Source organism: Flavivirga sp. 57AJ16, assembly GCF_028736925.1.
GTDB lineage: Bacteria > Bacteroidota > Bacteroidia > Flavobacteriales > Flavobacteriaceae > Flavivirga.
In genome coordinates, this window is the sequence record NZ_JAQZAT010000006.1 from 166443 (window position 1) to 178150 (window position 11708).

At 33.6% G+C, this 11708-nt stretch carries 11 protein-coding genes; 2 read left to right on the forward strand and 9 right to left on the reverse strand.

The window, feature by feature from the left end; translation table 11 throughout:
- Positions 1-81: 81 nt before the first annotated feature.
- The 9 genes from PQO00_RS08400 to PQO00_RS08440 all read right to left on the reverse strand — a co-directional run bounded on the left by PQO00_RS08400 (position 82) and on the right by PQO00_RS08440 (position 9234).
- Positions 82-594, reverse strand: a complete 513-nt coding sequence (locus PQO00_RS08400; RefSeq protein ID WP_274184396.1) for a hypothetical protein — start codon at positions 592-594, stop codon at positions 82-84.
- On the reverse strand, positions 584-1792 hold the full coding sequence (locus tag PQO00_RS08405) for a hypothetical protein (protein ID WP_274184397.1): 1209 nt from the start codon (positions 1790-1792) through the stop codon (positions 584-586). The genes PQO00_RS08400 and PQO00_RS08405 overlap by 11 nt, the downstream gene beginning before the upstream one ends.
- Positions 1792-4002, reverse strand: coding sequence for a type II secretion system protein GspD (locus PQO00_RS08410; RefSeq protein ID WP_274184398.1), 2211 nt, complete (start codon positions 4000-4002; stop codon positions 1792-1794). The genes PQO00_RS08405 and PQO00_RS08410 overlap by 1 nt, the downstream gene beginning before the upstream one ends.
- Positions 4003-4128: 126 nt before the next feature.
- Entirely contained in the window at positions 4129-5037 is a 909-nt protein-coding gene (locus tag PQO00_RS08415; RefSeq protein WP_274184399.1) for a tail fiber protein, read from the reverse strand.
- 4 nt (positions 5038-5041) lie between these two features.
- Positions 5042-5956: a tail fiber protein gene (locus PQO00_RS08420; protein ID WP_274184400.1), complete on the reverse strand. Its 915-nt coding sequence runs from the start codon at positions 5954-5956 to the stop codon at positions 5042-5044.
- 29 nt (positions 5957-5985) lie between these two features.
- Entirely contained in the window at positions 5986-7392 is a 1407-nt protein-coding gene (locus tag PQO00_RS08425; RefSeq protein ID WP_274184401.1) for a GspE/PulE family protein, read from the reverse strand.
- 4 nt (positions 7393-7396) lie between these two features.
- A complete protein-coding gene (locus PQO00_RS08430) occupies positions 7397-7873 on the reverse strand; it encodes a hypothetical protein (RefSeq protein WP_274184402.1) in 477 nt (158 codons plus the stop codon).
- Positions 7874-8311 (reverse strand): prepilin-type N-terminal cleavage/methylation domain-containing protein, encoded by a 438-nt coding sequence (locus PQO00_RS08435; protein ID WP_274184486.1) that lies wholly within the window; start codon positions 8309-8311, stop codon positions 7874-7876.
- A gap of 248 nt (positions 8312-8559) precedes the next feature.
- A complete protein-coding gene (locus PQO00_RS08440; protein ID WP_274184403.1) occupies positions 8560-9234 on the reverse strand; it encodes a response regulator in 675 nt (224 codons plus the stop codon).
- Positions 9235-9825: 591 nt separating this feature from the next.
- Here PQO00_RS08440 and PQO00_RS08445 point away from each other — a divergent pair.
- Together PQO00_RS08445 and PQO00_RS08450 are read left to right on the forward strand one after the other, a co-directional pair.
- Complete coding sequence (locus tag PQO00_RS08445) at positions 9826-10788, forward strand: hypothetical protein (protein WP_274184404.1); 963 nt, start codon at positions 9826-9828, stop codon at positions 10786-10788.
- 4 nt (positions 10789-10792) lie between these two features.
- Positions 10793-11707: a tail fiber protein gene (locus PQO00_RS08450; protein ID WP_274184405.1), complete on the forward strand. Its 915-nt coding sequence runs from the start codon at positions 10793-10795 to the stop codon at positions 11705-11707.
- Position 11708: the final 1 nt, after the last annotated feature.

Here is an 11708-nt window from a genome sequence, read left to right on the forward strand (position 1 = left end):
TATTCTCTTTTAGAACCTGCAACTATGATCTAGGTAAAAAACATAACAAATTCATTAATTGAAATCAGGTATTAAATAAAATTACCCAAAACTCTTTAAAAGCACATGTGCTTGCAGATAATGTTTTCTGGTTCTAAAGTTCTTTTTCTTTTCAAAATGGAGATTAATGATCTCACCAAATTTCGTTTTTTGTTCAAGATGGTGTATCAGTTTTAGTATGTTGTTATAATGGCCTTCAATACTAAATTGATATGTTTTAACCGATAAATCATTATTTTCAATCACATGAGGTTCTAAAAAATGAACCACTTTCAAGTCATGACTACTTGCTAAAGTATTTATTGTTTTTAAAAGATTGTTTTGAACAGAACTTCCATAAATCTGATACTTGTTTAAAATAGAGTCATAATATTTTTGCTTCTGTTTTAAAAGCGATAACTGTTTGGGCGTATTTTTAAGCAACAATGCTTCTTGCTGTAAACCATTATGCTCATTTTTCAGTATTATAGTTTTAGAAATGGCTAAATCGTAGCATAGGATTAAGGTGAATATAAATCCAGCAACCAGCAGTATATTTTTAGATTTATTGGTCATCGGTCATGTTAATTTTTATACTAAAATGGGACGCGGTCATTTTTAAATCACTATAGTCCAATACTTCTATACTATGAACCCAATCCACATTTTCTAAATTAGAAATCCATTCAGAATATAGTTCACTGTCATTGGAATCTCCAGAGACGATCATGGTATTTTTTTTCAGTGCTATTGTTTTATCTTTTTTTATTTTTTTCTCTAAAGGCTGATAAGTTATTTCAGAGAGCAATATGGACTTGGGTAAACTATTAACAATAGCATTGATGTAAAAAGAGCTTTTAGACGAGCTGCTTTTAAGCATATCATCGGTCATTTTTTGTAACTTGCCAACAGTTTCATGTAGTTTTACAACCTTCTCTTTGGCAGCTTGGTTTATTTGTGAAGCTTCATGCAATACTTTCGTTTTTCCAAAATAGAAGTTGAAAAACAGAAAGTTTACCATTAAAACTCCTAAAATAAAAAGAAGCCCTGTTTTCAAAAACTGATTAAAAAAGCGAATTTGCCTGTAGGTATTTAAAAGTGCGTCCTTTTTGTTTTTATAATTTGTAAAAGACTGGTGATTATGTACAATAAGACCCAGTGCTCCAGATAATGATAGGACATGGCTATTGGAGACTGTTAGTCCATTAACATAGTATTGCTTTTTTTGAATGGTTTCGTTTAAGTCCATGGACTTCATTAAACCATTTTCGGTGGTTATAGAGGTGTTTGAAGTTAAAATAACAGTCTCGTCTATGTAGTTAACAACACTAGCCAAGCTGGTATTTCCTAAGGAAAAGTTCAGAATATATAAATTATTATCGGTGTACGATTTAATAAGGGCATCTATATAGGATTGCCTACAAATTGAGACAAAAAAGAGAGTGTCCTGTTTTAATATTTCATAATAAAACTCTGAGGCATTGATATTTGGAAATGCTTTGTTAACAAGTTTTAAATCATCTGTCTGTTCACTTTTTAAGGTTTTTGTTAAAACATGTTCGTTATTAACTATTAGGAAAATAGGTTGCTTTTTTGGAAGTTTATGGGTGAGTTCCTTAACGCATGATGAAGTAAAGACCTCATTAATATCAACGGCTTTTTTTGTTTTCTTTAAAACGGTTGAATAAATGATGGGCTCATCATCATGGATGGCATGCTCAACACCACAATATTGATTCCCGTATAAAAGATATGACCTTAAATGCTCTAACATTAATAGATAATAGTTGGTTTGATAAATACAGTCAGTTTGGCTTTGGAAGCCTCCCGTTTTCTGGAACTGAACAACCATTTAATAATAGGGACGCGAGCTAAAAAGGGCACTCCAGAACCCGAATCGTTTTTTACTTGCTCCTCCAATCCGCCAAGTACGACGATATCCTGATCCTGTACCCGAATAATCGAACTAAATTCCCGCGAGCTAATATCTGGTGGTGCATTCTCATCGATACGAGTACCAAAACTGGATTGAATAACAAAAATGTCGAGTGTGACCTGCCCATCGCCAGACACTAATGGTTTTATAGTTAAACCAAGTTCGGCATCAATGGGCTCGTAATTGGTTATTTCAGAAGTTTGAGGATTATCGGTTCCATATATATTACGTTGTGTCACCGTATAATAAGAAGTTTCTCCATTAGAGAACGTAGCGCGATGCCCATTTAATGTAGAAAGTTTGGGTGTTGATTTAATTTTTAGATTTCCATTGCTCTCCATGGCTTTGACCGTAGCAAAAAAGTTAGGGACTACTTTCCCTAAATTTAATCTGTCAAAACCACTAAACCCGTTAATGACCTTATTGATGGTTTTAGCACCTAATGTAAAATCGGTTTTTGGGAAAATGCTTCCTTTTGTTTCAGAAGGTTCGTCTCCTATGCCCCAACTTACGCCGGTTTCTATGGTGTTATTTTTATTGACCTCGACAAACATGGCCTCTATCAATACAACAGGAACGGTTTTATCTATATATGCAATAAAATCTTTAAGCCGCTCAATTTTAGTACTAGTACCTGTTACATACAAACTATTGAGCTCATGGTCTATTTTAATGTCTAAATCCTGTGCGATTTCATCGGGAATAATTTCGTCAATGGTTTTAGCAGTGTTATTGGATGTACTGTTTAGTCCGTTATTATAATTGCTGGTACTGGATACGTTCCTGTTTCGATTTATCCCAGTAGAATTGTTAACGGAACCCGTGTAGCTTTGACCATAGCTTTGGTTGTAATCAGAGCCATAACGATTATAGTTACTGCCATTATAATTACTCCTTCTTCCTACGGTTCTACTTCTGCTACTTCCCCCGGATGGATCGGAGAATAACTCTACCGAACGGTGCATTAAATGAATCACTTCTACCTTGCGAACACTTAATTGATTTTCGGTTCCGAAATAGTAGATATTCCCTTCTTTTTTGAAGGTAAAAATGTTGCCATTAGAATTAGAAGCACTTGGATTGGAATTTTGAGGCCTATTGGTGTTAGCAGGCGTCGCTTGTAAGTTTGTATTTGCTCCATCTGAATTAGATTCAAACATTTTAACTAAAAGGTCGTCAAACGAAATGGAAGCCGCTTTAAATGTTGTAGTTCCGGCTTTATCTAAAGGGGTCGCTGTAAATACATCGATATGAAGAGCACTGCCAATATCGTTAATAATGTCTTTTATAGGCGTATTGTTAAAATCGACTTCCAATAATTTGTTTTCTGGATCTAAAACTTTAAAACTTAAATTTTGACCTCTTTTTAATCGAGGATTAGGTTGATTCTGGGCGGTAGCAGGGGTGTTGTCTTCAAATACATAAAAGTTGTCTTTTGTTTTTTCTGTGTATAGATTATTGGCCAATGCGAGTTTGTCCATAGCGGTATCAAAAGGCATATCTTTTATATAGGAGGTCAAGGTTTTGTTTTCTAAACCGGGCGTAAATACGAGGTTTTTGGCACTTTCGTCCATAATACGTTTAAAGACGTCGTACAACTTGTCATTTTTGGCATCGATAGTGATCGTGTTCCTTTCTGGGTTATACATTATGGGAATTACCCGTTTTTCGGGGACTTCTACAGGAGGAACATATTTTTTAATAGAAAGAATGCTCCCTGTAAAATCTATGGTCAAATCATATTCTTTACATAAGAACACCAATAGGTCGGATACCGTGACATTGGAAAAATTATTGTTGGCAATGTTTATTTGATTAAGCTCTGGTGAAATATTTATGTTAACTCCGTGCGTGTTGGAGATTGCCAAGATAAAATTAGACAGCGTAATGTTGTTTACACTTATTTCGGTTTTTGCTTGTTCTGTTAACCCAGGGTTTTCGACCGAAAGTAATTCCAGTTGGTTTTTTATTGTTTCGATACGATTCTCTGTTTGAGAGAGCAGAAAACAGGGTATAAAACAGAGTAGTGTAAACAGTATTTTTTTCATGTGTTTGTTTTAATTGTTTTTCAAAGGCCACATGTAACATCCATAATAATCATTCCGCTATATGTCAAATTTTTAGCCATAGATGTTTCATTCAATGTATATTTATGCGCTAATTTATAGTATATATTATTCTTTTGTTTTTAAAAGTAGAGTGACTTGTTTTTCTAATAATTCGATACGCTCTTTTTGTGTTTTAAGTGTATTGTTTTCTTGTTCTAAATGTTTGATGCGCTTTTCCTGATTGATGGTGTAGAGCGTGAGTTCTTCTATTTTCTCAAGAAGTTTTAAATTCATTTCCTTAAGCTTAATGCCTTCCGCTTCCATTTCTTTTGCCGATGGGATATTAGGTAAGTGTCCTTGTTCGGCAATGTAGTTTTCTACCTCGGTTAATGTTTTTAGGGCATAATCTTTATAAAACACATAGTCCGGAGCTACAGCACCTAATAAATCGACTTTGACTTCTTGAGTATGGATGTTGCCCTTAACGGCTAGTTTGGCATCAGGGCTTGTCGTTCCAATAGCTACATTGCCCCAAGGAATAACAACTTGACCTCCATTAGAATCGTATTCAGGAACTCCTAGAATAATTTTTTTGTTCCAACCACTAGTAATTGTTAAATCTCGACCATTCATTTCAATGAGCCCACTTAGATTATCTTTTTGAGATAGTTTTAGGCCCCAATTTGGAGCTTCATTTTCATGTGTTATCTTAAATTGGGGGTTTGAGGAACTTTTTATATCCAAAAGGGTTAAAGGATTGTTGGTGCCTATGCCAACCCTACCATCAGATGTTAAGGTTAATAAATTTGACCAAACCGAAGTATCATGTCTGGTTTGAAAGTTTAATAGTGTTTTTCCTCCTGGGTCATCGTTTATTATTCTATGTCCAAAACCAGAGCCATAATTGGATGAAGTCCAAGTAATGGCTTTATTTATATATGGGTTTGCATTTAAATTATCGAAAGTTGTTGTTTGTGCATTTAATTGTATAGTTGCAAATAAGCTAAGGCTAAAAAAGCATAATAGTTTTTTCATGGTCTTAATTGTTTTTAGAGCTTAAAAGAATTTCTATTTTTTGTAATCGATCTTCCAGGTTTTTGATAATGTCTTTTTGACTTTGTAGCTCATTTTTATAAGCCTTTATTTCTTTTTCCTGACCAATGGTATAAAGCGTGATCTCTTCTATTTTCTCAAGAAGTTTTAAATTCATTTCCTTAAGCTTAATGCCTTCCGCTTCCATCTCTTTTGCCGAAGGGATATTGGGTAAGTGCCCTTGTTTGGCAATGTAGTTTTCTACCTCGGTTAATGTTTTTAGGGCATAATCTTTATAGAAGACATAGTCGGGTGCTACAGCTCCCAATAGATCTACTTTAACCTCGTTGGTATGGATGTTGCCTTTTACAGCTAGTTTGGCGTCGGGGGTTGTGGTGCCGATACCTACGTTACCATTATCTTTAATAATTAACCTGGTAATTCCTTGTGTTCTAAAAAAATGATTATCAACACCAATACCTGTTTGACTTCTTCCATAATATGCATTAGAGCCATTCCAGAACAATAATTGTGTAAAAGAACCTGATCCATTATCACCTAATATCGCATTATTGGCGGCAAGTGCTAAGCCATCATCAAAACTAGCATTTATATACAATTTCTTTAGCGGATTGGTTGTGCCTATACCAACGTTTCCAAATTGGTCAATTCGCATAAAAGTATTTGTTCCTCCACGAACAAAATCTAACTTACCATATTGAGTATTCAATATATCCCAAGTATTGGCTTGGTTGTTAAAAAGCCGAATTCCTATGCCATCTCCCCCTTTTATTTCAAGGTCTTTGTTTGGACTTGTTGTGCCAATACCCGCACTCCCACTAGTAGGAAAGGTATTCTGTGAGTTTATTTGTATTGTTACAAATAAGCAAAGGCTACAAATTATTAAGTGTTTTTTTATCATTTTTTAAAATATTTAATGACCATTATGGTCTAATCAATTAACAAAGCATAAACCTCTTCTATAGAAGTGATACCTTTTTTTATAAGTTCGGTAGCGTTTTGTTTTAAGGTGGTAATATGATGTTCTTCTAAATACCCATCGATTTCCAGATCGTTATTTTTAATATGTGGGACCAAGGTTTTGGTAATGGGTATAATCTCATAGATGGCTTTCCTCCCTATATACCCCGTATGATAACATTTTGGGCAGCCGATAGCCTTATAATGGGTTATTAGATCTTTAGGAACACTGTAATTTTTGGGAAAAAGATCTTTTGTGATGGGGGCTTTTTCTTTACAGTGATCACATAATTTCCTAACCAATCGTTGTGCAATACTAACATTTAAAGTGCTGGCTATTAAAAACGCAGGAATCCCCATATCTATAAGCCTTGATATAGTGGCCCAAGCAGAATTGGTATGGATGGTGGAAAGCACCAGATGCCCGGTTAAAGCCGCCCTAATAGCCATATTAGCGGTCTTGACGTCGCGAATCTCCCCCACCATAATAATATCCGGATCCTGACGTAAAAAAGTACGCAGTGCACTGGTAAAATCCAGCCCTATATTTTCTTTTAACTGTACCTGATTAATCCCTTCGAGCGTATATTCAATAGGGTCTTCAATGGTTACGATATTGGTTTTGTCGTCATTGAGCAATTTTAAAGTGGCATACAACGTGGTTGTTTTTCCAGAGCCCGTTGGTCCGGAAATAAGCACAATGCCGTTGGGGTTTTTAATGGCTTCCTTATATGTTTTTAGTTCCCTATCCGTAAAACCTAAATCCTGAATGTCTATATGGTTGGCATCCTTGCTTAAAATACGCAGTACTATTTTTTCACCGTGTAAGGTCGGTAGACTAGAGACCCTAATATCAAATTCATCTGTTTGCGTTTTAACCGTAATACGGCCATCCTGAGGCAGCCTTTTTTCAGAAATATCCAGACCTGCTTTTATTTTGAGTTTATTGACTATAACGGGATATTCAGATAAGGCAATAATAAAATGTTCTTTCAGCTTACCGTCTAAACGAAAACGGACCCTGCACTTGTGTTCATAGGGTTCAAAATGAATATCACTACTGCCAATATCTTTGGCAGATAACAATAACTTTTCAAGAAAATCATTAGTATAATGTAAATCTTCGGCCTTATTAAAATCCTTTTTCCTAAAATTATTGGATAGATATAAGTTAATATTTTCAGAAGTTTCAGGAAGTAGCTCAATTTTTTTTCCAAAAACAACATGCAATTCCCTTTTAAGGCTTTCGGTAAGTGTATCTGTTTTAAATACGAGTGTTCCATTTTGGGACTCAACAGGAATAATTTTATAATGATAAGCTTGTTCACTGCTTAAGAGTTGTAATAGATCGGTTGGAATGGTATATTTATTATTCATAAAGTTAAATAGTATAAATGTTTACATAACCAGACCATTGAACCAAATAGATAGCTAGAAAAAACAAGCTCATATAACCAGCAAGAGGCACCGTCATCACTTTTTTATTTTTAGATAATGCCAGATGTAAGACCAATGAAAAAATAAGGGCGCTTATAAAAAGAACAATAAAAGAAACGGTAGTGCATATAAATGACACCGCAACAAACAACAGTAAATCACCCAGTCCAACCGTTTTTAAAATAGAAGTTTTAAGCTTAAGCTTTGCGTATAAAGAAATAATTAAAACGAATATTAGGATAAAGGCCAGGTTCATTTTTAAAGCATTATAAAATAACTCTGGAAGTGTATTGTTGTAAAAGAGCCATGCGCATAACAACCCAATGATTGGAAATAAAAACCAATACACGAGCCGTTCCTTAAAATCCTGAAAAAAGACAAAAAGAAGGGACACCGTTAATAGGATCTTTATAAAAACCATCTAGTCTTTTATAATTTGTTTTGGCGTTCCGTTTTCGTCTATTTCCCATACATTAAAAATACCATCACCATCAAAATCCGTAATAGCGGTAGCCTTTGCCTTAAAACTGTTATTTGTGGCACTTAAGATCTCATAAGTATAATTACTGGTGCCATTTTCATTAACTGTTTTAGGCGCTTCAAAATCTATCTCGTTCAGGTCCGGGCTATATTTTGAGTACATATACCTATATGAAGTTTGCGAATTGTAAATAAACTTTAGTTGGGTTTGGGCTTCTACACTTTTGGTTTTACTAATTAATGGCATTAAATTAGGGAGGGCCAATAATAGCAAGATGCCTATTATGACAAGAACAATTAAAACTTCTTGTAAATTATAGGCGGGTAATTTTAATGTTTTTGTCGGTTCGTATCTATTATTTTTTTTGGCCGATGCCATTTGGATCTTAGCCATAACAGGTGTTATTAAATTTCTAGTCAAGCGCATTTGGTCTTGTTTTTATAATGTTTATGATACAACCCCTATTAAATAAAGAGTTATTTTTTGATTTGATAATCAATGGTTTAAAATAAGTTTGGCAAGCAGATTAAACAGCTCCAAAATACAAATTATTATGGTAAAATGACTAAGGAATAACCTTAGAAAAACTAAGGATTTCTATTCGTTTTATGTGGCTCTTGAAAAAATTATAAAACCCCGTATTCCTGAGCTGTTTTTATCAAGACTAAATCACTTTTTTTAGAAACATTAAAGGTTTGTTTTAATAAGCGTTTTCTTCGTTCTATACCACCAATAGACAAATTGATGGTTTTGGGCAAATCTTTCATTTTTGTGCCTTTAGACAATTCGTATAGTAGTTGTCTGTCTTTTTCATCTAAATTAAAATCATTCATTACGTTTTTTCTTAATAATTCCAAAACGGTTTTAGTATAATAGGGGGTATCATTCAATACCATTTTAATAGCCTCAGTAAAGTGGTTAAAACCAGCCTCCCCTTTAATTAAAAAGCCTTCTGGGTTAATATTATTAAAAATATTGTTTATTCGGTAGTTATTGTTAAGATGTGTCGATACAACTATTTTGGTACTATTGAATAATTGACGTATAACTTTCCCTAAGTCTTCCCCAGACAAAATAGTGCCATCCTTAGAAGGGGGCAAACTAATATCTAAAAAAATTAAATCGTATGGATTTGTTTTAAAGGCGTTTTTCAATTTTAACATGGCCGCATCACAATTTGTCGCTGTGTCAATTTCAAAAACAAAATTTGCATTTGTACTTAAATAGGAAAAGATTCTTTCGTAATATTCAATTATTGCTAGATGATCATCAATAATCAAGACGTGGAGGGGTTTGCTCATCTTTATTTTATATAATTAAAACTAATATTATTGTGGTGGTAGTAATAACAGCTCTATTGTAACAGCTAATCTATAAATAATATTTAAAATTTAGATAAGGTAAATCCGTATTTTTATTGAGGTTTTACCTTACTTTTTTTACTTGATAGTTTAGGACATGAATTTAGGTTTTTGATTCATTTTAAACTACTGTAAAACAACAATTTATGTTTTTTTTTGTAATATCTGTAGAATTATTAAAGCACAGTTTGTTTTCTCTATTTTTCGTTTAAGCGCCTTAAATAGGCTTTTAAGCTCTAATGTGTGGTTTTTAAAAACCTTACAAAAAAAAGATAAAAACCTTATACATTATAAGGAAAACCTTAGCTGTTTTTTTATTGCAATACGGTAGTTTTAGCGTGTTTATAATAACTGACAAAAAGTGTTTGAATCAATGAAAAAATATGACCTAACTTTTTTATTCTGCTTTTCAATGACTGTCCTGTTTTCACAGATGACGGCAACAAAAGCTTATAGAGGAGCGGTCAAAAGTTTTAAAAGATCAAGCTGAAACTATTAAAAAAATACAAGAAAAATTAAACAATTAAAATTATGAAGAGAATTCTTTTATTTAGTCTTTTTACCTGCAATGCAATCATAGCCCAGGTTACAGATACTGGAGATAACGTTGGTATAGGAACGACAACACCTTCCTATAAATTGGATGTAGTAGGGACAGTGAAAGCAGATAAAGGAATTTTGACAAGTGTTCCTCCTGACGGTTCTGTTTTTGCAAATTATCGAGACAGAGAAAATAAAAGTTTAATTTTTTCAGCAGGAACACTTGTTGATAATGATTCGCAGAGCAGGACTTTTAATTACTATGAATTTCCAGTTTCCAATTTAGACCCAAAAGCTGTAAGCTATCTAGCTATTGAAGATAGAAATTTCAACTCGAGACTTAGGTTTCAGGGGGTTACAGGTGGTTCTACCGACTTTCTTTTATTTGGTAAAAACCAAACGCAATATTTTTATGTAAAAGATGATGGTAATTCTAACGTTTTTATGCATTTACCAAAAGCAAATAGTAGAATTGTAATTGCTGGTTATGGTGATTATTTGCCAGAGCACAAATTAGTAGTTAAAGATGGGAGTGCTTTAATAGAAGGCAATATTATTACCAATAATAAAATTGGTATTGGTGTTACATCTTCAGAGATTCCAGCAGATTATAATTTGGCAATAGCAGGAAGAATTATAAGTGAAGAAGTAAAAGTGCAATTAAAAAATTCTGGATGGCCAGATTTTGTTTTTGAAAAAGACTACAATTTACCAACACTTAAAGAAGTCGAACAACATATTAATGAGAAAGGGCATTTACAAGATATTCCTTCTGCTAAAGATGTAGCTTCAAATGGTATTCTACTTGGCGATATGCACGCTAAACTTCTTCAAAAAATTGAGGAATTGACCCTTTATACGATAGAGCAACAAAAGCTTATAGAAGCGCAATCAAAGGCTTTGAAAGATCAAGCTGAAACTATTAAAAAAATACAAGAAAAATTAAGCAATTAAAATTATGAAGAGAATTCTTTTATTTAGTCTTTTTACCTGCAATGCAATCATAGCCCAGGTTACAGATACTGGAGGTAACGTTGGTATAGGAACGACAACACCTTCCTATAAATTGGATGTAGTAGGAACTGGGCGGTTTTCTAATGATTTGTTAATTGGAGACCCAAATGGAGCAAGAACAGAGATTAATACGAACCTTAACCATAAGATTTATGCACCAACAAATAAAAAAACTATTGATTTAGATGGAAATTGGAAGGGAGGAGGCTATGTTGGTGTATATAGAGCTGATAATGGTAAAATGGGTGTAAGTATAGAAAGTAAACCTGATTCAGGACATTATAACAATAGTTTGGTAATTCAAGAATTAAGGCTTGATGATTTAGATAAAAATGCAATAAAGCTTAGCTCTGCAATACTCTCTGGTGATACTGAGCCGACCAATTTTATGCATATGCCTTACCAAAATTCTGTTATAGTTATTGGAGGCTGGGGAGATTATAAAAAAGGACAAGGTTATGGTTTAATTAATAAGTTAAAAACCAGTTTCGAGAATGATGTTTATGTTGAAACAGGCAACGTAGGCATCGGTACCACCACCCCAGACGCAAAACTAGCCGTAAATGGTAACATCCATACCAAAGAAGTAAAAGTGGATTTAACAGGTTGGAGCGATTTCGTTTTTGAAAAAGACTACAATTTACCAACACTTAAAGAAGTCGAACAACATATTAATGAGAAAGGGCATTTAAAAGATATTCCATCAGAAAAAGAAGTGGAGGAAAAGGGTATTCTGCTTGGAGATATGAATGCAAAGTTACTTCAAAAGATCGAGGAATTAACACTTTACACAATTGAGCAAGAAAAGAAATTAAACATCTTACTTGAAAAAATTGAAAAATTAGAGAATAAAAAATGAC